Below are 22802 nucleotides of genomic sequence, written 5' to 3'. Positions count from 1 at the left end.
CATCGATCCATCGCACGGCGTCGACGACGCAGCGACCAATGGGGTCGTTGCGCCGCCGCAGCCGACGGCGGCATCGCTGGCACTGGCAGAACTGCCGCTCGCTGAGCTGGCGGAGCGCGCTGGCGAGGTGCGTGACCGTACGTTCGGCACACGGGTCACCTACAGCCCGAAGGTGTTCATCCCGCTGACGATGCTGTGCCGCGACAAGTGCGGCTACTGCACGTTCGCCCAACCCCCAGCGCGGCTCGACTCGCCGTATCTCACACCGGAACAGGTGCTGGAAATAGCCGCCAGCGGCGCCCGGGCAGGCTGCCACGAGGCGCTATTCACCCTCGGCGAACGTCCCGAGCTGCGCTACCCCGCAGCAGCGGACTGGTTGGCCTCCCACGGCTGGGACTCCACCGTCCACTACTTGATCGAGATGTGCCGGCTCGTGCGCGACGAGACCGGTCTGCTCCCCCATGCCAATCCCGGGGCCATGACGGCGAACGAGTTGGCGGCGCTGCGCGAAGTCGCGCCCAGCCAGGGGATGATGCTGGAGTCGCTGAACCCGAACCTCGACTGCCACCGGGGCTCGCCCGACAAGGAGCCTGCCCGGCGTTTGGCCACACTTGAAGCAGCCGGCGAGCTGGCCATCCCCTACACCACCGGGATTCTCGTCGGCATCGGCGAATCGCTGGCCGACCGGCTGGCCGCGCTCGAGGTCATCGCCGCGAGCCACGCCCGCTGGGGCCATATCCAGGAAGTGATCGTCCAGAACTTCCTGCCCAAGGCGGGAACCTCCATGCACAACATGCCCGCGTGCCCGCCCGACGAGTACGCGCAGGCCATCGCGCTGGCACGGCTGATCCTGCCTGCTGACATTCACCTGCAGGCCCCGCCGAACCTGTCCGACGACTTCGGGGGGCTGCTGGAGGTCGGCATCGACGACTGGGGCGGCGTCTCGCCGATCACCGCCGACCACGTGAACCCCGAACGGCCCTGGCCAGCGCTGGACCGCCTGCGAGAGGTCACCGAGGCCCGTCGCTTCACGCTCGCTCCCCGGCTCACGATCTATCCGGAGTTCGCACTGCAACCCGGGCGCTGGCTGTCCGACGGCAACCGCTTCGGAGTCATGGACCGTTCCGACGCAGAGGGCCTTGGCCGCGACGATCCAGGCAGCCAGATGCCCGAGCGGACGATGGAGAACCTTAACGCCGGCTCCGGTGCGGATGTGCTGGCGGCCGACGAGAACTCCACCCAGTGGTACTCCGGTGGCGCCAGCCACCTGCCCACGACCATCATGGACGGCCCGTCGTATGCCCGCGGTGCCGTGCGCGAAGTGCTCGACGCTGTGATGGCCGGCCAGCAGGTCGGTCACGAAGAGATCGTCACGCTGTTCGGGGCACGCGGCCCCGAGGTTGTCGCCGTCGGCGAGGTCGCAGACGAGCTGCGCCGCGAGGCCGTGGGCGACATCGTCACCTGGGTGCACAACCGCAACATCAACTACACGAACGTCTGCACGTTCAAGTGCAAGTTCTGCGGCTTCTCCAAGGGTCCCCTGTCGCTGAATCTGCGGGGCACGCCCTACATGCTCACTCTGGCCGACATCCAGGAGCGCGTGATCGAGGCGGCCGAGCTGGGCGCCACCGAGGTGACCCTGCAGGGCGGCATTCACCCGAGCTTCGACGGCGACTACTACATCGACGTCTGCCGCGCAATCCACGACGTGGTGCCCGATATGCACCTGCACGGCTTCACCGCCCTCGAGGTCATCGAAGGGGCCAAGCGGCTCGGCGAGTCGCTCGTGGACTACCTCATGCGGCTGAAAGAAGCGGGGCTGAAGTCATTGCCGGGCACCGCGGCCGAGATCCTCGACGATTCGGTGCGAGCAGTGCTGTGCCCCGACAAGATCAACACCGCCGAGTGGCTCGAGTGCCACGAGGCGGCGCACGCAGTGGGCCTGCACTCGAACATCACCATCATGTTCGGGTCAATCGAGCAGCCCGAGCACTGGGCGAACCACATCGTGGCCACACGCGAGCTGCAAAAGCGCACCGGCGGCTTCACCGAGTGGGTCCCGCTGCCCTTCGTGCACATGGCCAGCCCCATCTACCTGCGCAAGTGCGCCCGCCGCGGCCCGACGTTCCGGGAAACCTTGCTGATGCACGCCGTGCCGCGCATCGCCTACCGGGGGCTCATCGACAACATCCAGGTGTCGTGGGTGAAGATCGGTCCACCTGGGGCCCAGCAGATCTTGCGGGCGGGTGCCAATGACATGGGCGGGACGCTGATGGACGAGAACATTTCGCGGGCTGCGGGAGCGCAACACGGCCAAGGCCTCACCGAGCAGGACTTCCGGAACATCGCGGAACCTCTCGGACGCCGCACCCGCCAGCGCCTTACCGGCTACGAGAACGCCGACGGCGCACCCGAGGTGCACAGCCGCGTGCTCCGGCCCACCGACAACGCCACCGACCGCAAACTCATCCCGCTCGAATCGCTCGGCAGTCGCGTTTAAGCGGCCGCGCAGGCGGGGTGGGCCCGCTGCGGAGGCGGCAGGGCCCTCCGCTCCGGGGATCCAGCAGGTCCCAACCTCGCAGAGTTCCCTGCCGCCTCCGCAGCTATGGCATCTGTGCCTCGCCGCTGCCGCGGTTTGTGGGGTGGGGCGTACGCTGCGCTCTAGATGAAGCCCTCGTATGCGCGCTATCTCGCTGTTGGCGTTCTGCTTGTTGGCGTCGCGCTCATTGTCTGGACCGCCGTCAGCGATCCTGACGACGATCCGGGCTTCACTGAGACTGCGAGCACGCCGACTGCTGCGCCCCAGAGCGAATCGAGCGAGGCGCCAGCGACGACCGCAACAGATGCGGCACCGACCACAGAGACTGCTCCTGTGGCGCCTACGACTACTACGACGGAGGCCTTGGAGCCGATTCCGGTGCTTGGTACGGCGTTCACGCTCTCGAAACTTGATGGCTGGCTCAACACCGACGCCACCTCGCTGGAGGAGATCCGCGAGCAGAACTCCATCACGGTGGTGCAGTTCTGGACGTTCGGCTGCCGGAACTGCAAGAAGACGCTGGACGCGCTGGGCCAGCTCCATGCCGACTTCCGGGATCGTGGCATCGAAGTCGTGGGGGTTCACTCCCCCGAGTTCGCCTATGAGGCCAACGTGGACAACATCATCGAGGCTGCGGCCGAGCTCGGTGTGGTTTGGCCGATCGCGCTCGACACTCGCAAGTACAACTTTCACGTCTGGCAGGAAGGGCCCACTGCTTACTGGCCGCGCGTCTACGTGATCGACAGCGACAACCAGATCCGTTTCGACCGCCGGGGCGACGGCGCACACACCTACCGCGAGCTGTACGAGACGGTCGAGCGGCTCCTCGCCGAGACCTGATCGGCGGGCCGACCGCCGTGGGCACGCTTATCGACACCCTCACCGAGGGCATCGGGGTGATCACTTGGGCGTGCACGCTCACCGTTCTCGCGCCCGGTGTGGCTCTGGTGCTGGTCGCCCGGCAGGCCCGGCTCACCGTGGCGCTGTACTACGTGGTGGGCGCCGCGCTGCTGGCATGGGCCCCGGCGGCTGGCCACTGGTCCGTCTCGGCGCGTGGCGCTGCTGTCGTGATCGCGGGGCTGCTCGCCGCAGGCACCTACGTAGCGGCGTGGCGGGCGCAGAGTCACTCCTCGCCGTACGCGACCGGTGCAGGCATTGTTGGTGGGGCACTGGCTGGCTGGCTGTGGCGTCCCTGCGTCGGACCCCGGCTGGGCGACATTCTGAACGAAGCGAGCACTGACGAACTCCGCACCTTGGCGCTGATGGGGGTGTACGTGGCAGGAGCGCTGCTGCCGCTCCTGCTGCTCGCGGTGTTGCCGTATGCGGTGCTGGCCGTGGACCGGGTACTCGACCGCATACCGTTCGCAATCGCGGGTGCGGTCATCGGAGCGGCATACGCAATCACGCTCGCCATCGGGCTGTACGACGACCTCATCGGCGAGCTGTACCGCATCTCGGCCGGCTACTGAACGGTCTAGATCAGGACGGGATCAAGCGATCGTCAGGCCGTCTCACGCGACGATGACAGGGACCCGATTGTTACTCCGATTGGCCTGCCGAGCGGCCGAGCAGAGAGATGCAATCGGCGACGAAAGAGATCCGTGCAAGAGGACATGTTGATTGCAAGAAGCCGCATACCGTAGGGAGGTACACAACGAGGTTCACCCTCAAACCGATGATCCTCACGGCGCTGGTCGCGGTGCTTCTATCGACAGCATTCGTGTATCCAGTCGCTGCTGATGCTGGCAGTGACGGGCTTTCGCAATCCCGCACCACCGTTGGAACTCTCGACACTGGGGAGCGCGGTGTGCTCTCCAAGGCGGGCCTCGATGGCTATGAAGTCGGTGTCTTGGTCAACCGAGACGTCTTGGACACCGAGAAGAGGTTGGACAATGGTTCGAAGAGGTATCAGGAGGCGTTCAAAGGCGTCGATCTTGTCACCAGGCAGGACGACCTCACGTTTAGCGTCGAGGCGATACTCGGGGATGCCTCTAGTGAGCACAAGCTAGCGTTTCAACTCGACCTGCCCGACAAAGCGCATCTCAGTCTGCAAGCAGATGGCTCAGTCGTTGTACTCGTAGACGGCACCATTCCTGTCGGAGTGTTCAAGCCGCCTTGGGCACGGGATGCAAACGGCGACGGGGTTGAAACGTTCTTCGAGATCGACGGGCAGACGCTCATCCAGCACGTTGTCGACGCTGACCCCGACGCCTATCCGGTCTACGCGGATCCCGACTTCGACGCCGGCATATTCACTTCAACGATCTACTTCGACCTCAGCGAGACATCGATCATCTGCTCCGGAGGTGCCGCTGTCTTCACTTGGCTGGTCCAATCAGGCAGCTATTGGCTCCTTATAATGGGGCCCGTCAGGGCAGCCATCTTGGCGGTCGCCGCGAGCGCTGTTGGAGTCGCATGCTACGCAACCGCGAGGTCGCGATGCCTCAAGATCAAGCTGATCGGCCATGTGATACCCGTGCCTCTCAGCTACCGTGACAATCAGTATTGCACCTGACCCGCTTCGCGCATCTTCTTGACTCCGCGACTCCGTGACATCTCAGCCTCGGCATGGCCCACTTCGGAAAGACACCAGGTTCCCAGATTGGGAGGACGGTCCTGCTCGGCGCATTTGTCGCCTTCTTGGTCGCGATGCTGCTGGGTGAACGACTGAATGTGGCCGAATTCGCGTTGCTGCTGACCGGAACGGCCATCGCCGTGGCGCTCGGCCCCGGTATCGACATTGAGGCACGGCGCACCAACAGACGGAGGCCGCGCGACAACTGGGCGGCCCTCCGAGCTTCACGACTGGGAGGCATCCCGCGCAGCATTCTGATCGTGCTGTTCGCAGGCTGGGTCGTCACCGTTGGTCTCGTCTTGCTCGCCTACGCAACGTCGGTGTCCGTTCCGTCGCCTTTTGGCGGCGCTGTGTCGGGCGGAGTGCTCTTGATAGCGGGCCTGCAAGTCTCACTGGCCGTGTGGCTCTGGATGCGGAAGCGTCGCCGAGCCTGACCGCCCCGAGAAGTCACCGGAATCGCGAATAACGGCCCAGTTTGCGAGCCGCTCTCGGGATCCGCCATGTCCCGTGTCAAGTCTGTTGCTCGGCGGCGGGCTGCTTTGGTTTGAGGGTCCGAGACTCGCAGGGGCTACCACAGATCATCGGCACCAACACCGGTGCCGGTGGACTCCCGCAGGATCGACGCGGCCTTGATCGTGGCCCGCCTGGCCCGGGTCACGCTTCGCTCGAGTCGGGCGCGCTCGTCGCTGGTGTCGGCATCGGCAAGGGCTCCCTGCAGCAGCTCGATGCTCAGCTCGGCCAGTCGCTCTGCGGTGTCGTCGAGGCGATCGGCCAGTTCAGCGATCTCGTCGTGCATGGTCTCACACCTCGGCTGCGGGCAGGAACTCGGCCACGATCTCGAGCGGGTGGCGAACGACGAGCCCCGCAGCACGCAGGTGCAGGGTGCAGCCCGGATTGGCGCTGGCAACCTCGGCTGCCCCAGTGCGCCCGATGGCAGCCACCTTGCGCTGACGGACAGCAGCGGCAATGTCAGGGTGCTGCTGGGAGTACGCCCCGCCAGCGCCGCAGCACAGGCCGTCGTCGTCGAGCTCGGCAATCTCCACGTAACGGCCGAGCACGGTGCGCACTGGCATGTGCGCCTGCTGCACATGCCGCAGGTGACAGGGGTCCTGCACTGCGACACGCGTTGTGCCGTTCGCATCCTGCGGCCTCTTCGGACCGGCTGGCAGCTTGTCGATGCGGGAGGCCAGCCACTCGTGAACGTCGAAGACACGTGCAGCGAACTGTCGGGCTTCGGGAGTGCCCAGCAGGTGCCCGTACTCCTTCATGGCAGCTCCGCAGCCCGCCGAGTCGACCAGGATCGGGGCCTCTCCGGGCATCGCCGCGATCACCCGCTGCGCGAGGCGGCGAGCGTCGGTGCGCAGTCCTGCATGGATGTGCAGCGCCCCGCAGCACGCGGCTCCCGCCGGCGGCAGCGCAACTCCAGCACCGGTTGCCTCGATGACTGCCTGGGCAGCCCGGTGCGTGTCCCGCATCCATGCGTCCATGACGCAGCCGGTGAACAGCCAGACGTCATCGCCGCTTGCTTTGAGCGGTCGCTGGTGCAACGGCACCGTCGGCAGCGCGTCAACTGCTGTCGCGAGCGATCGAAGCGCCCCGATCCGACCGAATCCACGCGCCGCAGCACGGCTGCGACCGAGCCCACGCGCCGCAGCACGGCTGCGACCGAGCCCACGCGCCGCAGCACGGCTGCGGCCGAGCAGTTTCACCAGCTGCAGCAGGCCGAGACGCTGAGCGAGTGCTAGCAGCCGGGAACCCGCCGCGAGCAGGCGTGGCATGCCTAGTACCCGGTAGGCAGTCCGTCGCAGCCGTGGCTGGTAGCGAGTCTGGGATGCGAGCGCTTCGCGGGTCACCTCCATCATGTGGCCGTAGTGCACGCCTGCGGGACAGGCCGTTTCGCAGCCGCGGCACTGTATGCAGGCGTCCATGAACTCCACGAAGGCAGCGTCGGCTTCGCCCCGCTCGACAACATCACGCATCAGGGCAATGCGTCCACGCGGCGATGCCGACTCCTCCCCCGTCACCCGGTAGGTCGGGCAGTGCGGCAGGCACATGCCGCAGGCAACGCACGAGGCAAGCGTGTCGCTGTCGATATCGAGCTGCAGCGCAAATCTGTTCACTGGGCTCACCAGGCGCTCCGGCCGGGATTGAGCCGACCCTCAGGGTCCAGCTTCCGCTTCAGCTCAGCCATCAGCGCTGCGTTGGTCGGCGCGACCGTTCCTGCAGCAACTGGCTCGGATCGGTGCACCAACCCCACGCCGACCTCGGCGATCCACCCTCCCGGAGTGCCGGCGAGCGCACGCAGTTCCGACGGTTTCATCGACTCGCGCCCCGCTCCGGGAATCGTCGGCCCCCCATGTGCGGGGCCGAAGCCCAGCGGCTCCACCTTGGCGATCTCGGCGGCGACGTCGGTCGGGTCGCCCTCCAGCAAGATCCAGGTGCGCGTGCCGTCCCACAGGAAGCTGCTGGGCCGGTACAGCAGGTCAAACGCCGCGAACGGATCGCCGGCGCCCACCAGCCATTGCGCCGCGGGCGGCACCGGCAAGGTGCGCAGGATCACCTCGGCCAGGCAGCCAAGCGTTCCCAGCGATCCCACCAACAGGCGGGGCAGGTCGTAGCCGGAGACGTTCTTCACCGTGGGCCCGCCGGCGGTGACGACCTTGCCGGTGGCATCGACGTGGCGTGTCTGCAGCACCAGATCGCGGACGTGCCCGTAGCGCAGCCGCCGGTGGCCGCTGAACCCGCAGGCCAGCACGCCGCCGACGGTTGCGGCATCGTCGACGGGATCGAGCGGGACCATCTGGCCGCTGTGTGCGAGGTGCACAACCAGCTCAGCGACGGGTGTGCCGGCGCCGCAGCGCACCGTCATTTCGGACGGCTCGTGCTCCCAGACGCCCGCTGGCGCTTGCACCTCACGTGTGCCGGCCGTCGATTCACCGCCGACTTGGGCATGCGTGCGGGCACCCACCACCGTGACCGGATCGCTGTCGCCGACCTCGCGGGCGAATGCCGTGACTTTGGGCGCGATGTTCGCCGCCAGGCTGGCACCGATCGCAGTCGGGCCGGTGCTCGATCCTGTTGCCGGCGGCGCACCGGCATTGCTGCCCCGCAAGCTCACACCCAGGCACCTTCTGGCACGTGCTGCCGGAACGAATCGCTGCAGCGCGAGCCTGTCGGGATCACCTTCAGCGGATTGGCGAAGCCGTCGGGGTCGAACGTCTCACGCACCAGGTCCTGGGTGTACATGTCGTGGGCGCTGAACAGCATCCCCATGTAGTCCCGCTTCTCCAGGCCGATGCCGTGCTCGCCGCTGAGCACCCCGCCCGCGGCGATGGATGCCGCGACGATGTCGCGCCCTGCGGCCTTCACGCGCTCGTCGACGCCGGGCTGGCGCCGATCGAAGGCCAGGATCGGGTGCAGGTTCCCGTCGCCGGCATGGAATACGTTGACAGCGATCAGGTCGTACGCGTCGGCGATCCGGTACACCTGCTCGAGCACCTCGGTGAGCCGCGAGCGGGGCACCACGGTGTCGTGCAGGTAGTAGTCGGGCTTGATCCGCGCAACGGCGCCGAAGGCGTTCTTGCGGCCCTTCCACAGCAACGCCCGCTCCGTGTCGTCGGCCGCAACACGCACATGGCCGGCGTGGTGCCGCTGGGCCACCTCGCGAATGACCTCCACGCCCGCCTCGACACCGCCCGGCAAACCGTCCAGCTCGACCAGCAGGACAGCCGCGGCCTCGGTCGGGTACCCGGCGTGAACGAATGCCTCGACGATCTCGATGGCTCGCTGGTCCATCATCTCCAGCGCGGAGGGCACGAGTCCCGCGGCAATGATCGCACTGACAGCTGCCGAGCCCTCGCTGACGTCCTCGAAGTCGAGGAGCAGCGTGCGCACCGACGGCGCGTTCGGCGTGAGTCGCACCGCCGCCTTGGTTGCGATGCCCATGGTGCCCTCCGAGCCCACGAAGAGCCCGCGCAGGTCGAGTCCGGTCGGCTCCGCCTCCACCCCGCCGAAGGTGGTGGTCTCGCCGGAGGGCAGCACCACCTCGAGGGCGGCGATGTGGGCCGTCGTCACCCCGTACGCCAGGCAGTGCGGCCCGCCCGAGTTGTTGGCGATGTTCCCGCCGATTGAGCAGACCTGCTGGCTGGAGGGATCCGGAGCGAAATGGAATCCCAGCGGCGCCAGGGCGCGGGACAGATCGAGGTTCAACACCCCCGGCTCGACCCAGGCGACACGGTTGCCGGTGTCGACCTCGACGATGCGATCCATCTTGGCGGTGGCGATCACCACCGGGCTGCCCACCGGCACCGCTCCCCCGGCCAGACCGGTTCCCGAGCCGCGAGCCAGAAAGGCCCGCTCGTGATGCCGGCAGATGCGCACGATCTCTGCGACCTCTGCGGCGGTGTCCGGCAGGCAGACGATGGCTGGGAGGCTGCCTTCGATCGAGCCGTCGCGCCGGTACAGGCCGCGCTCGAAGTCGTTGTCGCGTGCCCGGTCGCCGAGCACGCTGCGCAGGTCGGCCAGCAGGGCCGCGTCCGCTGCCTCATCGTCCGCTGGAGCCACGGCGTGACCGTACCCGAAAGGCAGAGCGGACCGAGTGGGCATATCGGCCCGCCCTTGCTTCCCGCTCTTGTTCACTGCGCTCACGGGCCGCTCGGGCCCCGGCCCCGCTCGTTCGGCCTCGTAGGCTCGCCGCCGATGGCTTCCGAAATCGCCGACGCCGATATCGGACCGGGCCCGAACAGCGGGAACCCCAGCGACGATGCGCGAGAGTGGCTCTCGCTGGAGGATCCGCACGAGCACCGCACGTGGCTGTTCGACGTAACCTTCCTCACCAGCAGCTGGACGTGCATCTATGGCGCTGGCTGCCCGGGCATCGACCCCGAACCGGCCCCAGAGCTTGCCCTGGGCTGCTGCACCCATGGCGCGTATGTGACCAGCGGTGACGACCTCGCGCACGTCCGCTCGATGATCGCCGAGCTGGACACCGAGATCTGGCAACTTCACTGCGATCCCGCCGAAGCTCTCTGGCAGGACAGCGAGGGCTGGTGGCGTACCCGCGTGGTGGACGGGGCGTGCGTGTTCGCCAACCGGGCCGGCCATCCCGCCGGCACCGGCTGCGCATTCCACCTGCTGGCGCAGCGGACCGGTCGGCGGCCGATGGACACCAAGCCCGAGATCTGTTGGCAGGCCCCGCTCCGCCGCGAGGACCACGAGACCGTCACCGGCCACGTCTACACCATGGTGCGGGAATGGGAGCTACGGGACTGGGGCGGGCCCGACACCGACGTGTCGTGGTGGTGCACATCGCAAGCACAGGCCCATGTCGGCAGCCGGCCTGTGTACCAAGTCCTGCGCGACGAGCTGACGGCCATCTGCGGGGCCGTCATCTACTCCGAGCTGTGCTCCGATCTAGACGAACGCGTCAATTCCGCCCAGCTGCTTCCCCATCCGGCCGTTCGTCAACGCAGCTGAACCAGTCCGCTATGCGTGCCGCCCCGAATGCACCGCTGGCGACGAGATACAGCAGCGGCGCTGTATTTCAGGCGTTCTCGCGCTGCGGAGCTTCTTCGTCGTCGCTGGAATCGAAGTCGGCGTACTTGGCTTCGAGGTCCGAATAGTCGTCGTACTTGTCGGCGAGATGGCCGTACTGGTCATCGGGATCCGAATCCTCATCATCGAACTCCACGCCGAAACGGTCCGAGTTGTCGAAGTCGTAGTCCTCGACGGTGAAACGCTCCGCTGTGGCTCGCTGAAACTTGCGAGCCTCCTCATAGCGGCGATGTCGACCCTTCTTCACCAGCTGGCTCCTCGTGCTCGACTGCGAGGCCTCGCTTGCCTGCTTGGACTGCTTCGACATGTGCCTACATCCGCGTCGGAAGAGGCACCTGTGTTCTACGAAGTGCCCTGTCACTCTACCGTCCGAGGCACCTCACTGCGTGGCATACCCAGTGCTCAGGCGTCTCCGCCCCGCCGGGGTTCGAGCTGCAGACCCGCCGACGGATCGAAGGCCAACGCGGCCTCTCCAGCCAGCAATGACCGGATCCCATCGCCCACCGCTTCGGCCCGCCAGCCGGTCCCGAGGCGGGACGCTGGGTCGCCCGCGAGCAACGCAGCGATATCGGAGCGAGTGGCCAGCAAACTGCGGTCGATGCCACGAGAGCGAGCAACCTCATCCACCCAGGCGGCGACCAGGGGCACCGCTGGCTGCAGTGCAGTATCCACGTTTGGTCCCCCGCCCAGTGCACTGGCGGGGATGTCGCCCGGTGCCATGTGCAGACCGCGCTTCACCTCGGCGATGATCCGATCGCCGGCCGCCCCACGGAGCTGGTTGCCGTCCACGCCGCGCAGTCCTTGCAGCTCACGAACGCTCGCAGGTGACCGCTGCGCAATGGACAGCAGCGCCATGTCCGACAGAACGAAGCGCACCGGAAGGTCGCGATCGCTGGCGGTTCGCTCCCGCCACGCAGCCAGCCGGTACGCCACCGCACGCTGAGAGCCGCGGAGCTGGCGTGCGCCCTTGATACGGGTCCACGCCTGTTCGGGGTCCGGGGGCCGAGCGGGCGGGCGCCGCCACATCTCGCACTCGTCAAGCGCCCACTGCCACCGACCTTGCTCCGTCAGGCGGGAACGAAGCTCGTCATGGAGCCGTGCAAGGTAAGCCACGTCGTCGGCCGCGTAGCGTCGCTGCGCCGTTCGCAGCGGTCGTTGGAACCAGTCGGCCAGGCGGTCGCCCTTGGTCAATCGCACTCCGAGGAGGCGTTCAGTCAGCGCAGCCAGCGACGGGGTACTCATGCCCAGGAATCCTGCGGCAACCTGGGTATCGAAGAGCTTCGCCGGGATTTCACCGCACTCTTGGGACAGCACCTCGATGTCCTGTGCGCAGGAGTGCATCACGATCACTGCATCGGAAGCGAGCACGGCACCCAAGGCCGCAATATCGATCGCGGTGGGATCGATAATGGCGACCTGGTCATCGAATGCGACCTGTACCAGAGCAAGCTGCGGCCGGTAGCTGCGCTCGCGATGAAACTCGGTGTCCACTCCGATGCGTTCAATCGCCAGAAGGTCGGCGATCAGCGCCTCGAGCGCAGCCTGGGAGTCCACCCATAGGTGACTGCTCATGGTGCTTGGGGCCCGGTCACCGATCGAGCGGACAGGATCGCCTCGGCGGTGGCGAGATCTGCGGATGTGTTTACGTTCAGCACGTCGGCCGCTGCGACCGGCACGGTCGGCACGCTCGTGTTGTCGAGCACGGCCTTAGGTCCGCGGGCACCGGCCCTCAGGCCCGCCCGCAGTGCCGGAAGCGACTCGCGGGCGTAGTGGCCGATCAGCGGCTCGAGCCGGTCGCTGCGCGCCAGAACAACCGGCGCACCCGTCTGGCGAGCGAGCTCGACGAGAGCGATCAGCAGGTCGGGCGGCACTGTCGGCACGTCGGTTGGGCACACAAGAACATCGCCGTGGCGTTCGAGCGCATCGACGAGACCCCCAAGCGGGCCCGCTCCCGGCGTGCTGTCGGTTTCGGCCACGAGCGGCGGCGGCGGTCTGCCGCCCTGTGCAACGACTGGGTGCGCGCCGGCCGCTCGCAGTGCCTCTGCAACCCACAGGGCGAGCGGTCGGCCCGCCACCTCAAGAGTGGACTTGTCGCTGCCCATGCGCGTGGAGGCTCCGCCGCACAGCACGACGCCAGCAGGGCTCACGCCTGCGGCCACTCACCCATGGGCGGCTCACCACTGGGGTCAAGCTGGACCAGGAACCCGGCACATCTGTCGGCCTCATCGCGTTCGCCGATGGCAGCGGCGGAGCGACCCAGGCCCAGCAGCGACCACAGGAAGCCATGATTGGCGGGCTCCGCCCAGCGCACATAGCCACTGCCCCGCCACCCAGCTGCCCGCAGCGCGTCCAAGCCGCGGTGATACCCCACGCGGCAATAGGCGTATGCCTCGACATGGCGGCCCTCGCTCGCAGCGCTGCGGCCCAACTCCGCCCAGGCCTCCAACAGCCGCGGCCAGCGGGCCGCAACCGTTGCGAGGGCGGCACCCCGTTCGGCCAATGGCTGTCCCATGGCTGCATCCCACGCCGCCGCAGCCGCCGGCGGAGCTGGGTCCAGGACCGTCTCGGGCAGGCCGCCGGGGCGCAGGTCAATGGGGGTGGCAGCCATGGCGCGATCCTCGCGAGCGTCAACGAACTCAGTTGGACTCTACTGAGCGCCCTGAGACTGGTCCGGGACTGCGTCGGGATTGAGTCGGGACTGAGTCAAGATTGGGTCGGGAGCGGTCCCCGTGCGCCGTCGGAAGGCTGCGTACTCTCTGTTTGGGTGCTGCCCGAATGGCTCGATGCCGACCGTCTGAACATCGCGCTCGTCGGCGGCATCGCCTCGCTGGTGGTCGCAGCAATCGTGGCTCTGCGGTTGATTCGGCGGCTTGTGCTGGCCGTGCTCATCTCGGTGGTGCTCGTCGGCGCCGCTGCAGTGCTGGCCGTGCAGTGGTCGGGATTGCGGGACTGTCAAGAAACCTGCTCGTGCGACGTCTTCGGGCGAACGGTGCAGGTTCCGGAGAATCCGCTGTGCGGGCCGGATCGCATCAACCCCAGCAATATCGACGTCGACATCGACCTCGGCTTCGGAGGGCTTGCGAACTAAGCCTGTCTCAGGGCACGCGCAGGGCGCGCAGGTTGTCAGTGGCGTGAGACTCAGGGCTCGTACCCGAGACCACCACCACCATGTCGCCGCTGCGCACCATCCCGGTTCGTACCGCTGCGTGCACAGCTTCGAGAGCCGATTCGGCCGGCGTCAGGCGTTCGCCGAAGACCAGCGGCCGGGTCCCCCACGACAGCGAGAGCTGCATCGCCGTGCGGGGCTCGGGTGTGAGACCCAGCAACGGCATCGACGGGCGGAATCTGGCCATGCTGCGTGCGGTGAAACCTGACCGGCTCAGGCAGATGATCGCCTGGGCGCCCAGCTCGGTCGCGAGTCTCGACGCCGCCTGGGTGATGCCGTCAGTCACGCGCATGTAGTCGGCGGCGCGATCGTCACGCCGGCGCACCGACAGCAGCCGGTTCCACCAAGCCTCATAGTCAAAGCGCTCGTCGGCTCGCTCGGTAATGCGCGCCATGGTCCGCACGGCGTTGACGGGATCGTGCCCGATCGCCGTCTCGCCGCTCAGCATCACCGCAGACGTGCCGTCGAACACGGCGTTGGCGATGTCGGAGGCCTCGGCACGGGTCGGCACAGGCGAGTGCAGCAGCGACTCCAGCATCTGCGTTGCCGTGATGGCCGGTCGGCCGTGCGCGACGCAGGCCTCGATGATCCGCTTCTGCAGATGCGGTAATTCCTCGATGTTGCACTCCGCGCCCAGATCGCCGCGGGCCACCATGACCGCCGAGGACGCCTCGATGATCCCATCGAGGTTCTCCACGGCTGCGTTGGTCTCGATCTTGGCCACCAGCAGCGGGCCGCGCGGGTGCGGTTCGACGCCCAGGCGCCGCATGTCGTATGCGGAGCGGACGAACGACAGTGCGACCATGTCGGTGCCCAAGTCGACGAACGTGTCGGCCAGCTTCAGATCGTGCGGGGTCGGCGTGCTCATGCGCAATTTGGACGAGTCGACGTGCAAGCCGGGCCGGCCTTCGAGATGGCCGCCGTGCAGAACGCGGGTCTTGAGAGCGTTGGAAGCACGATCCTCGACCACCAGCACGACGTTGCCGTCGCCGAAGGACAGTTGATCGCCTGGGCCCACGTCGGTCAGCAGGCCCTCGTAGTCGACGACCAGCCGGTCAGCGGTGCTGGCGTCGCCTTCGATGCCCAGCGAGAGCACGGCGTCCTGGGCGACCTCGCAGCCGCCCTCGGGGAACGGCTTGCAGCGGACCTTGGGGCCCGGAAGATCCGCCAGGATCCCGATGTGCCGTCCAGATTCCTGCGAGACCTTACGCAGCCGCCGGAACGTCTCGACTTGCTCGTCGAGCGTGCCGTGGGCCAAGCTGAGACGCCATACATCGACGCCCGCCTCGATCAGTGCCCGCATGGTCGCCTCATCGCTGCAGGCTGGTCCGACGCTGGCGATGATCTTGGTCCGTCTTGCCATGTGACACCACGGTACCGCTCCGGTCAAGCCACCCAGTCAACGGGAATCGCCGTCGCCCAATAGGGTCACCCGCCGTGGAACTTGTCTTCGTCCGCCACGGCCAGCCGGAACGAGTCGTGCGCCACGACGGGCGGCCCGCAGATCCGCCGCTGTCGGAGATCGGCCGGCAGCAGGCTGGCGCCGTCGCTGAGTGGCTGGCGGAGATGGGCATCGATGCGCTGTACAGCAGCCCGATGCGCCGAGCGCTGGAGACCGCCGAGGCCATCGGTGCCGCCACCGGTCTGACGTCGGCGGTACGCGACGGCCTGAGCGAGTTCGACCGCGACTCCCCCGCGTATGTCCCGATGGAAGTGATGAAGGAGACCGACCGTGCGCAGTGGAACGAGCTGGTGAGCGGCTCGTTCGGCGATGCGGAACGGTCGGCCCTCTTCGTTGCGACGGTCAACGGCGCCGTCGACGAGATCGTCGCTGATCATCGCAGCCAGCGTGTGGCCGTGGCCTGCCACGGCGGCGTCGTCAACGCTTACCTTGCCCGCTGCCTCGGCTTGCCCACCGAGACGTTCCTGCGCTTCGACGTCGACTACACGTCGGTGACACGGGTCTTCGCCTCGAGCCGCGGTCATCGCAGCGTGCTCTCGGTCAACGAGCGCACCCACCTTCGAGGCCGCCCCGACCTGGCCATCGGCTTGTAGCCGTCATCGCCGGCGCTCACGGCGACTCAGCGCGCCACGCCAGCGCTGCCCCTAATTCAGCTGGGCCCAGAGGCGCACTGCGGCGTTGTTGAGGTGCTCGGCATCGCTGCCGCCGAACCGTTGCGCTGCTGCTTCCAGGGTCCGGGCACCCTCGTCGGGCCTTCCCAGCGTTGCCAGAGCCTGGCCCAGCCGCATGAACTCGTCGAGCGGGCACCCAGGCAGCCGCGTCAGGAGTTCCAGCACAGCCACCAGCGACGGCGCATCGGGTTGACGCATGTGCAGCGTCCGCAGGTTGTTCAGCATTCGCAGCAAGATCTCCCCCGGCGGTGTCGGCTGGAGGAACGAAGCGTCGAACGGCTGCCGTGGCTCGAAGCGGGTGAAGATCTCCGCGGCACCAGCGTGGCCGATGAAGCGGCCGTCGAAAGCGTCGATGAATACCTCCGGATCCGGGGTGCCGACCAGGAAATGGCCCGGCATGCCGACACCGTGCAACACGACACCGGCGCGGCGGGCCACCTCGATGGTGACCACGGCCAGCGTGATCGGTATCCCCAGCCGCCGCGAGACCACGAGGTCGAGGTAGCTGTTTGCCGGATCTGCAAATCGTCCCCGATTCGGGCCGAAGCCCTCCTCGTCGAAGAGCAGTTCGACGACGGCGTCTGGCGTGGGCTCGCGTACCGCGCCGCCGAGACGGTCCAACTCGGCCAATGCCGCAGCTTCGTCCACACCCTCCCCACGGCAATGGGCTGCGATGCTCAGCGCCGCCCGGTCGAGCGGCACCGGTTCGCTGACCGCCCACGTGGCAAAGGTATCTGCTGGCGACGGATGGTCGCCCTCGGGATCGGTTGCCCCAGTCTCGCCATCAGACATCGACACGACGGTACCGGCGGCACTGCACTGCCTGGCGGCGATACTTGCGCTGTGACGTCACATCATCCGTACCTGGATGAGCCGGGTCCGGTGCCTATCGCCCACCGCGGCGGCAGTGCCGTGTGGCCGCAGAACACTATGGCCGCATTCGAGGGCGCAGTCGGCCTTGGCTACCGCTATCTCGAGACCGATGTGCAAGCGACGTCAGACGGAGTGCTCGCGGTCTTTCACGACGATGTGCTCTCGCTGACCTCGGACCGTGTCGGACGTATCTCGGAGATGACCTGGAGCGAGGTGTCGCAGGCCCGCGTCGGCGGCGAGCCGATCCCCCGGCTCGAAGAGCTGCTCGACGCATTCGACGATGTGCGCATCAGCATCGATCCCAAGACCGATGCCGCTATCGAACCACTGATCGAGGCGCTGCGACGGCCCGGCGTGCTGGACCGGGTGTGTGTGGGCTCGTTCTCCGACGCCAGGCTGGCCCGTCTGAACCAAGCCTTTGGTGACGCGGTGTGCTTGAGCTTCAGCCCCCGTGAGATCGCACGCCTCGCGGCGTTCAGCGCAGTGGGCATGCCGACCCGGTCCAGGCCGCGGCTCCGCTCGCGGAACCGCCTGCTGGACGGCCGGCCGTTCCGTGGCCGCATCGCTTCGATCCCGCTGCGGCAGGGCCCCATCCCGCTCGCGACCCGCCGCCTAGTCGACTATGCGCACCGGGCCGGACTGACCGTGCACGTGTGGACCATCGACGATCCCGCCGAGATGGACCGCCTGCTCGACATCGGAGTCGACGGCATCATGACCGACGAGCCGAACGTCTTGCTCGAGGTCATGGCCGAGCGGGGAAACTGGCCCGCAGGAGGTGGGCCTGTCTCATGAATGCCGGTGTGATCGACCCGGCTGTCGTTGACGAGCTCGCCGGCATCGTGGGCCCGGCGCACGTCCTGAGCGATCCAGAGATCACTGCGTCCTATGCCATCGACTGGACCCACCGCTTCGTCGGCTCAACGCCGCTGGTGGTGCGACCCGCCGACACCGCTCAGACCGCCGCAGTGATGGCCGTGCTTGGGGCCGCTCGCATTGCCGTCGTGCCCCAGGGCGGGAATACCGGACTCGTGGGCGGCAGCGTGCCGCTCGCAGGCGAAGCCGTGCTGTCGTTGCGGCGTCTGGACGTCTGCGAGCCAGTGGACGAGCTGGCGTCCCAGGTGACAATGGGCGCCGGGGTCACGCTGGCCGATGCCCAATCCCATGTTGGAGCGGCCGGACTCAGCGTCGGTGTGGACCTCGCCGCACGCGACTCGGCGACGATCGGCGGCATGGTTGCCACCAATGCCGGAGGCATCAACGTGCTGCGGTACGGCGCCATGCGTGCCCAGGTCATCGGCATCGAAGCAGTGCTCGCCGACGGCACGATCGTGAGCCACTTGGCAGGCCTGGAAAAGGACAACACCGGCTACGACCTCGGAAGCCTGCTGGCAGGCAGCGAGGGCACGTTGGGCATCATCACAAGAGTGCGGCTGCGCCTGCACCCTCAACAGCCCGAGCGTGCGACCGTCCTGCTGGCCTTCGAAACTGCCCAGGACGCTGTCGCCGCCGCTGCGGCACTGCGTCGGAGCGTCGGTTCGTTACACGCACTGGAAGCCGTATTCGACACGGCGATGGCGCTCGTGTCGGCCCACCTGGGCGTCGCCCCTCCCGTCGGCAGGCTTGCCAGCGGCAACAGCGGTGCTGCGTGGCTCATCGCCGAGGCTGCTGCACGCACCGATCCCAGCGACGAACTCGGCACTGCCGTGGACGAGCTCGCGGATCTCGTGGTGGATGCGGCCGTGGCGCTCGACCCTGCCGCACGCCAGCGGCTGTGGGCATTTCGCGAGAACGTCACCGAAGCGATTTCGGCGGCCGGCATTCCCCACAAGCTGGACGTGACGCTGCCAGCGGCTCGTCTCGCCGAATTCGTGGACGGCGTCCCCCAAGTCGTCCGGGCGGCCGACCCCGACGCCCAGCCGCTGCTGTTCGGCCACCTCGGTGACGGAAACGTGCACGTCAACGTGCTCGGCCCCGCCGGGGCTGAACCTGCCGAAGAGGTGGACGATGCAGTGCTGCGGTACGTCGCCCAACTCGGCGGGAGCATCTCGGCCGAGCACGGCATCGGCACGGCCAAGCTCGGACACCTGCACCTCAACCGCACCGAGGCCGAGCTGGCGACGTTCAGCGCCATCAAGCGAGCGCTCGACCCGGAGGGCTTGCTCAATCCCCACGTGCTGCTGCCCTGACAGGTCACACGGCCAAGACCAGTCAGTTCGGACGCATGTGTCGCTGAGTGGGTCTACCTTTCGATCCATGAGCCGATCCCGACCGCAGGTTCCGTTCGCCACCCGCTACGCCCGCAGCGGCATGGTGTGCAGCGTCGACTACCTCGCAAGCGAAGCCGGAGTGTCGCTGCTGCGTGCCGGCGGCTCAGCGGCCGACGCTGCAGTGGCCGCCTCTGCCGTGCTTGCAGTCACTACGCAGCACATGTGCGGCATGGGCGGCGACCTGTGGGCGCTCGTCCATCACGCTGACGGCGAGGCCCCCGCCGCGCTCAATGCCAGCGGTCGGGCCGGGAGCGGCGCTGACCCCGATGGGTTGCGCGCCGAGGGTCGAACGCGGATGCGCTTCCGCTCCGACATCCGCAGTGTCCCAGTGCCCGGATGCGTCGACGGGTGGGTGAGCTTGCACGAACGGTTCGGGCGAGCACCCCTGGCGAAGGTGCTGGCTCCTGCTATCGATCTCGCGAGCGGAGGCTTTCCCCTGTCGCCCCATGGCGCGGCTGCGACCTCACTGCTCGACGGCATCGCGAACTCCAAGGACTACTCACCACAGAGCCAACCAGGGGATCTCATTACCCGGTCCGGCGTCGCCACAGCGCTGCGTGAGATCACCGACGGCGGTCGGGAGGCCTACTACGAAGGCGACTTCGGGCGGGATCTCATCGAACTGGGCTGCGGTGAGTACACCGCAGCGGACTTGGCCCGCTCGCAAGCCGACTGGGTGAGGGCGCTGAGCACACAAGCGTGGGACCACAGCGTTTGGACCGTGCCGCCTAACTCGCAGGGATATCTCACCCTTGCCGGTGCGTGGATCGCCGCGGGACTGGACCTGCCCACGGATCCGGACGATCCGCTCTTCGCGCACCTGCTGGCTGAGGCAGCCAAGCAGGCAGGCTGGGACCGACCCGCGGTGCTCTCAGACACGGCTGACGGTGCCGCTTTGATTGCGCCCGACCGGCTCGCGCCGCGTCGGGCCGCGATCTCGCCGACCGCGGTGGCACCGCTCGGCGCCGGGACCGGGACTGGCGACACGATGTACCTCGCGGCGGTGGACGCCGACCGCATGGGTGTCTCGCTGATCCAATCGAATGCGGGGGGCTGGGGTGTGGGGCTGTGGACCCCGGCACACCGGATCAGCCTGCACAACCGGGGTGTCGGATTCAATCTCACCGAGGGCCATCCCGCCGAGTACGGGCCGGGGCGCCGTCCGCCGCACACGCTGGCTCCAGCACTCGTTCAGCGCGCTGACGGCTCCCTTCGCTCGGTGGTGGGGACCATGGGCGGCGATGCCCAGCCGCAGGTCCTGCTGCAGGTGCTGGCCCGCTCGCTGTGTCTCGGCTCCGAACCGGCGGCGTCGATCGGTTCAGGCCGTTGGCGCTGGGGGGCGGCTGAGGGAACCGGCTTCGACACGTGGGCCGACCCCGGCAATCTCGAACTGCGGATCGAGGGCCATGCAGCATGGGCGAGCGCCGTCGGGGTCTCCGAGCTGGGCCGGCGCGGCCACCGGGTCGGCACCGACGGCCCACACGACAACTCTTACGGGCACGCGCATCTCATCGAGGTGCACGACGGCGTGCTTGCCGGAGCGTCGGATCCCCGGGCGCTCATCGGCTCCACGGCCGGCTACTGATCTTGCTCTGGCGAGCGCGCCGCCTCGCGAGTCCAGCGGCCGCATTCGTCGGTCTCGAAGTACTGGCCGACAGCCAGCTCGACTCTGCGGCCGAAGGCGTCGCCGAAATAGGTCGTGACCACCGATCGCAACGATCCACTCAAGTCCGAGGTGACGGCGAAATAGCAAGCAGCGCCAGTGCCACGCGTCACATACCGACCCGGTGCCAGATCAGTGCCCACGAGATACATGCCGTCGCGTCTCACGAGCGTCGACGGAGCGGTTGCGTCCGATGTTGCAAGATCAGGAGGTTCATCGGCAGTGGCAGCCCCTGCGACGACGGTCTCGGTGGATTGCGTCTGGATGCGCTGCATCCACAGGGCCGTCGCCATGACACCCAGCAGCGCGCCCAATCCGAACACCATCAGCATTTGCGACGCACGGTTGCGGTCGTGCACACCATTCGAGGCTACGCGGCTCTCGCGGTGACTGCGGCAACCGACTGTGCTGACAGGCGCTGGGTTGACAGCCGCTGAAGCTCCATTGGGCATGATGTCCCTGAGGCATTGACGCCATCGCAATCGCTACATCACAGGGGCCGGGGGCTGACGGATCTCATGGGAACGTCGCGCACACCGAAGGCCAGGATCTCCGTCGCCACAGGCACGCGCCCACGAGCCGCCGCCATACGCCGCTGTTGCGTCGCGGCTGGTGTCGCCACGCTCGCGGCGTTGCTGGCGATTTCGCCCACTGCGCCTGCCGCGAGCGGCGAGCCATCGCCTGACGCGCAAGTTGGCCCCAGTATCTCGGTGCGTGTCGATTTCGCTCAGGCCGCACTCGACATCGGTGTCGCCTACTTCTTCACGCACAGCCGAGTCGAGCCGAACCTGAATGGTGTCTCGGTTTCCGAGGTGCCTCCCAAGCCCACGAGCGCCGGTCCCTTGGTGTCACGGCTCGTTGCGCACGCCAGCCGCCGGGATCTCTCGACCGTTGATGCATTCGAGAGCCACCTCGCCGCCATGGCGAACGACAAGGCTCCCTGCATCGTCGGTGGACTCGCAACGGAGGCGTATTTCTGCCCCTGGGCGACGTCGCCTCAGCTGCCCTCACTCGATCCGGCGCCCTATGGCGCGCTGGAACTCGAAGCGGCGGTACGGACTGAGGGAACCCTCATCACTGCGTTCGATCTGCTGACAGCAGCGTTCGAGACCGCCCAATGGCGGCCAGCAGGCATCCATCCCAGGGCGGCTGCTGCGGCGCGCCAAGCTGCTGCGCAGATGCGTCACCGCACGAGCCAATCGAATCGACCCTGCCACGTCACTGCCCTGTGGGTCGCTGCGGCCATCGTTGCCGATGCGCCGGACATCCGGTTGGCAATCGCCGGGTTCTGGCTCGACGGCGACACCGTGGTGCATCTGGGATCTCTGGCCCGGCACGCCGCGCGGCGCGGATGCCAAGCCGCTGCGGCCATGTCGAGGAATACCCGCGGCGCGCAGCCAGCGAGCCTCGCGTTCTGGGATCCAGCCACCGTGCTCGCGATAAGCGCGCGTGCCGGTGGCGGCATCGCCCGCACGCTCGGCGACATGACCGCCGGAAACCTTCGGCCAGCGAGCCTCGCAGTCGCCAATACAAACCGACATCCTCGACGCCAGCGTGTGGCTGATCCATTTCGAGCGTGCGATGCAGTCACTGATGTGGTGTCGTCGGGCGACATCGTGAGCGTGAGGGGAGTCGACGTGCATACCTGCCTCGCCTACTCGCTGCGTGAGCTGCTCGCCTCGGCGCGGCGCGACGGGATCATCATGCGCGGATGGGGCTGGCGCTCCACCGCCGCACAGATCCGCTTGCGCCAGGAGCATTGCCCGCTTCCGCCTCGCAGTGCCGCTGACTACTGGTTGCAGTTGTCGCTCCTGCCCTCGTTGGGGTGCAACCCTCCGGTGGCGCGGCCCACGACCTCGGCGCACGAGTTCGGATTGGCCGTGGACTTCAGCTGCGGGGCGTCGGGCGTCGCCATCACACGAACAAGTCGCTGTTTCGAGTGGCTCGCGGCGAATGCACATCGCTACGGCCTGTACAACCTGCTCTCAGAGCCGTGGCATTGGTCCACGACGGGCCGCTGAGCGGTGTTT

General features: G+C 67.6%; 23 protein-coding genes. 12 read left to right on the top strand and 11 right to left on the bottom strand.

From position 1 onward, the window contains the following. Window position 1 precedes the first annotated feature (1 nt). The 5 genes from cofH to ACPXYO_RS14335 all read left to right on the top strand — a co-directional run bounded on the left by cofH (window position 2) and on the right by ACPXYO_RS14335 (window position 5548). Window positions 2-2500 (top strand): 5-amino-6-(D-ribitylamino)uracil--L-tyrosine 4-hydroxyphenyl transferase CofH, encoded by a 2499-nt coding sequence (gene cofH, locus ACPXYO_RS14355; protein WP_423923871.1) that lies wholly within the window; start codon window positions 2-4, stop codon window positions 2498-2500. 165 nt (window positions 2501-2665) lie between these two features. Further along, the gene (locus ACPXYO_RS14350) at window positions 2666-3379 is read left to right on the top strand and encodes a redoxin domain-containing protein (protein WP_423921823.1); all 714 of its coding nucleotides are present in this window, start codon (window positions 2666-2668) and stop codon (window positions 3377-3379) included. A gap of 17 nt (window positions 3380-3396) precedes the next feature. Next, window positions 3397-4008 carry a cytochrome c biogenesis protein CcdA gene (locus tag ACPXYO_RS14345; protein ID WP_423921821.1) on the top strand — a complete coding sequence of 204 codons (612 nt, stop codon included), beginning with the start codon at window positions 3397-3399 and terminating at the stop codon, window positions 4006-4008. A gap of 206 nt (window positions 4009-4214) precedes the next feature. Further along, the gene (locus tag ACPXYO_RS14340; RefSeq protein ID WP_423921818.1) at window positions 4215-5054 is read left to right on the top strand and encodes a hypothetical protein; all 840 of its coding nucleotides are present in this window, start codon (window positions 4215-4217) and stop codon (window positions 5052-5054) included. Window positions 5055-5107: 53 nt separating this feature from the next. Beyond that, a complete protein-coding gene (locus tag ACPXYO_RS14335) occupies window positions 5108-5548 on the top strand; it encodes a hypothetical protein (RefSeq protein ID WP_423921815.1) in 441 nt (146 codons plus the stop codon). A gap of 134 nt (window positions 5549-5682) precedes the next feature. Here the strand turns inward: ACPXYO_RS14335 and ACPXYO_RS14330 are convergent, their stop codons facing one another. From ACPXYO_RS14330 to ACPXYO_RS14315, 4 genes are read right to left on the bottom strand one after another with little or no spacing between them, the layout of a single operon-like run. Then, a complete protein-coding gene (locus tag ACPXYO_RS14330; RefSeq protein ID WP_423921812.1) occupies window positions 5683-5910 on the bottom strand; it encodes a hypothetical protein in 228 nt (75 codons plus the stop codon). Between the two features lie 4 nt (window positions 5911-5914). Beyond that, window positions 5915-7243, bottom strand: coding sequence for a (Fe-S)-binding protein (locus ACPXYO_RS14325; protein ID WP_423921809.1), 1329 nt, complete (start codon window positions 7241-7243; stop codon window positions 5915-5917). Then, window positions 7240-8232, bottom strand: a complete 993-nt coding sequence (locus ACPXYO_RS14320) for an FAD-binding protein (protein ID WP_423921807.1) — start codon at window positions 8230-8232, stop codon at window positions 7240-7242. The genes ACPXYO_RS14325 and ACPXYO_RS14320 overlap by 4 nt, the downstream gene beginning before the upstream one ends. Beyond that, window positions 8229-9677, bottom strand: a complete 1449-nt coding sequence (locus ACPXYO_RS14315) for an FAD-binding oxidoreductase (RefSeq protein ID WP_423921804.1) — start codon at window positions 9675-9677, stop codon at window positions 8229-8231. The genes ACPXYO_RS14320 and ACPXYO_RS14315 overlap by 4 nt, the downstream gene beginning before the upstream one ends. Window positions 9678-9812: 135 nt before the next feature. On the opposite strand from ACPXYO_RS14315, the gene ACPXYO_RS14310 reads away from it, so the two are divergent. Further along, window positions 9813-10589, top strand: coding sequence for a hypothetical protein (locus tag ACPXYO_RS14310; RefSeq protein WP_423921802.1), 777 nt, complete (start codon window positions 9813-9815; stop codon window positions 10587-10589). A 67-nt stretch (window positions 10590-10656) separates the two neighbouring features. Here the strand turns inward: ACPXYO_RS14310 and ACPXYO_RS14305 are convergent, their stop codons facing one another. The 4 genes from ACPXYO_RS14305 to ACPXYO_RS14290 form a co-directional block, all read right to left on the bottom strand. Further along, window positions 10657-10914, bottom strand: coding sequence for a hypothetical protein (locus ACPXYO_RS14305; protein WP_423921799.1), 258 nt, complete (start codon window positions 10912-10914; stop codon window positions 10657-10659). A 155-nt stretch (window positions 10915-11069) separates the two neighbouring features. Continuing rightward, window positions 11070-12239, bottom strand: coding sequence for a ribonuclease D (locus ACPXYO_RS14300; protein WP_423921796.1), 1170 nt, complete (start codon window positions 12237-12239; stop codon window positions 11070-11072). After that, on the bottom strand, window positions 12236-12814 hold the full coding sequence (gene mobA, locus ACPXYO_RS14295; RefSeq protein WP_423921793.1) for a molybdenum cofactor guanylyltransferase: 579 nt from the start codon (window positions 12812-12814) through the stop codon (window positions 12236-12238). The genes ACPXYO_RS14300 and mobA overlap by 4 nt, the downstream gene beginning before the upstream one ends. After that, window positions 12811-13275 carry a DUF3151 family protein gene (locus ACPXYO_RS14290; RefSeq protein WP_423921790.1) on the bottom strand — a complete coding sequence of 155 codons (465 nt, stop codon included), beginning with the start codon at window positions 13273-13275 and terminating at the stop codon, window positions 12811-12813. Before ACPXYO_RS14290 ends, mobA begins: the two co-directional genes overlap by 4 nt. 156 nt (window positions 13276-13431) lie before the next feature. On the opposite strand from ACPXYO_RS14290, the gene ACPXYO_RS14285 reads away from it, so the two are divergent. Beyond that, window positions 13432-13755 carry a hypothetical protein gene (locus tag ACPXYO_RS14285; protein WP_420624045.1) on the top strand — a complete coding sequence of 108 codons (324 nt, stop codon included), beginning with the start codon at window positions 13432-13434 and terminating at the stop codon, window positions 13753-13755. A 7-nt stretch (window positions 13756-13762) separates the two neighbouring features. On the opposite strand, the gene pyk is transcribed toward ACPXYO_RS14285, so the two are convergent. Then, window positions 13763-15196 (bottom strand): pyruvate kinase, encoded by a 1434-nt coding sequence (gene pyk / locus ACPXYO_RS14280; protein ID WP_423921787.1) that lies wholly within the window; start codon window positions 15194-15196, stop codon window positions 13763-13765. A gap of 74 nt (window positions 15197-15270) precedes the next feature. Between pyk and ACPXYO_RS14275 the strand changes: the two genes are divergently transcribed. Further along, entirely contained in the window at window positions 15271-15888 is a 618-nt protein-coding gene (locus tag ACPXYO_RS14275; protein WP_423921784.1) for a histidine phosphatase family protein, read from the top strand. 51 nt (window positions 15889-15939) lie between these two features. On the opposite strand, the gene ACPXYO_RS14270 is transcribed toward ACPXYO_RS14275, so the two are convergent. Further along, window positions 15940-16758, bottom strand: coding sequence for a SirB1 family protein (locus tag ACPXYO_RS14270; RefSeq protein ID WP_423921782.1), 819 nt, complete (start codon window positions 16756-16758; stop codon window positions 15940-15942). A gap of 51 nt (window positions 16759-16809) precedes the next feature. Here ACPXYO_RS14270 and ACPXYO_RS14265 point away from each other — a divergent pair, with 51 nt between their 5' ends. The 3 genes from ACPXYO_RS14265 (at window position 16810) to ACPXYO_RS14255 (ending at window position 20694) form a co-directional block, all read left to right on the top strand. Then, window positions 16810-17634, top strand: a complete 825-nt coding sequence (locus ACPXYO_RS14265) for a glycerophosphodiester phosphodiesterase (protein WP_423921779.1) — start codon at window positions 16810-16812, stop codon at window positions 17632-17634. Beyond that, entirely contained in the window at window positions 17631-19028 is a 1398-nt protein-coding gene (locus tag ACPXYO_RS14260; protein ID WP_423921776.1) for an FAD-binding oxidoreductase, read from the top strand. Before ACPXYO_RS14265 ends, ACPXYO_RS14260 begins: the two co-directional genes overlap by 4 nt. Before the next feature lie 67 nt (window positions 19029-19095). Next, entirely contained in the window at window positions 19096-20694 is a 1599-nt protein-coding gene (locus tag ACPXYO_RS14255) for a gamma-glutamyltransferase (RefSeq protein ID WP_423921773.1), read from the top strand. Here the strand turns inward: ACPXYO_RS14255 and ACPXYO_RS14250 are convergent. Beyond that, window positions 20688-21131, bottom strand: coding sequence for a hypothetical protein (locus ACPXYO_RS14250; RefSeq protein WP_423921770.1), 444 nt, complete (start codon window positions 21129-21131; stop codon window positions 20688-20690). The two genes, ACPXYO_RS14255 and ACPXYO_RS14250, sit on opposite strands and share 7 nt — an antisense overlap. A 273-nt stretch (window positions 21132-21404) precedes the next feature. Here ACPXYO_RS14250 and ACPXYO_RS14245 point away from each other — a divergent pair, with 273 nt between their 5' ends. After that, window positions 21405-22793, top strand: a complete 1389-nt coding sequence (locus ACPXYO_RS14245; protein WP_423921768.1) for a M15 family metallopeptidase — start codon at window positions 21405-21407, stop codon at window positions 22791-22793. Window positions 22794-22802: the final 9 nt, after the last annotated feature.

The sequence above is a fragment of the Candidatus Poriferisodalis sp. genome, from assembly GCF_965237655.1.
Taxonomy (GTDB): Bacteria; Actinomycetota; Acidimicrobiia; order Acidimicrobiales; family Poriferisodalaceae; genus Poriferisodalis.
The sequence above is the reverse complement of the archived record's forward strand: the minus strand, read 5'-3'. Positions and strand labels throughout refer to the sequence as shown.

Excerpts from the sequence above, each read along its gene's own strand:
- ACPXYO_RS14340 (WP_423921818.1), top strand. The coding sequence starts at position 4,215 with ATGATCCTCACGGCGCTGGTCGCGGTGCTTCTATCGACAGCATTCGTG.
- pyk (WP_423921787.1), bottom strand. The coding sequence starts at position 15,196 with ATGGCAAGACGGACCAAGATCATCGCCAGCGTCGGACCAGCCTGCAGC.
- ACPXYO_RS14255 (WP_423921773.1), top strand. The coding sequence starts at position 19,096 with ATGAGCCGATCCCGACCGCAGGTTCCGTTCGCCACCCGCTACGCCCGC.
- ACPXYO_RS14330 (WP_423921812.1), bottom strand. The coding sequence starts at position 5,910 with ATGCACGACGAGATCGCTGAACTGGCCGATCGCCTCGACGACACCGCA.
- ACPXYO_RS14300 (WP_423921796.1), bottom strand. The coding sequence starts at position 12,239 with ATGAGCAGTCACCTATGGGTGGACTCCCAGGCTGCGCTCGAGGCGCTG.
- ACPXYO_RS14260 (WP_423921776.1), top strand. The coding sequence starts at position 17,631 with ATGAATGCCGGTGTGATCGACCCGGCTGTCGTTGACGAGCTCGCCGGC.
- ACPXYO_RS14350 (WP_423921823.1), top strand. The coding sequence starts at position 2,666 with ATGAAGCCCTCGTATGCGCGCTATCTCGCTGTTGGCGTTCTGCTTGTT.
- ACPXYO_RS14270 (WP_423921782.1), bottom strand. The coding sequence starts at position 16,758 with ATGTCTGATGGCGAGACTGGGGCAACCGATCCCGAGGGCGACCATCCG.
- ACPXYO_RS14310 (WP_423921802.1), top strand. The coding sequence starts at position 9,813 with ATGGCTTCCGAAATCGCCGACGCCGATATCGGACCGGGCCCGAACAGC.
- ACPXYO_RS14335 (WP_423921815.1), top strand. The coding sequence starts at position 5,108 with ATGGCCCACTTCGGAAAGACACCAGGTTCCCAGATTGGGAGGACGGTC.
- ACPXYO_RS14290 (WP_423921790.1), bottom strand. The coding sequence starts at position 13,275 with ATGGCTGCCACCCCCATTGACCTGCGCCCCGGCGGCCTGCCCGAGACG.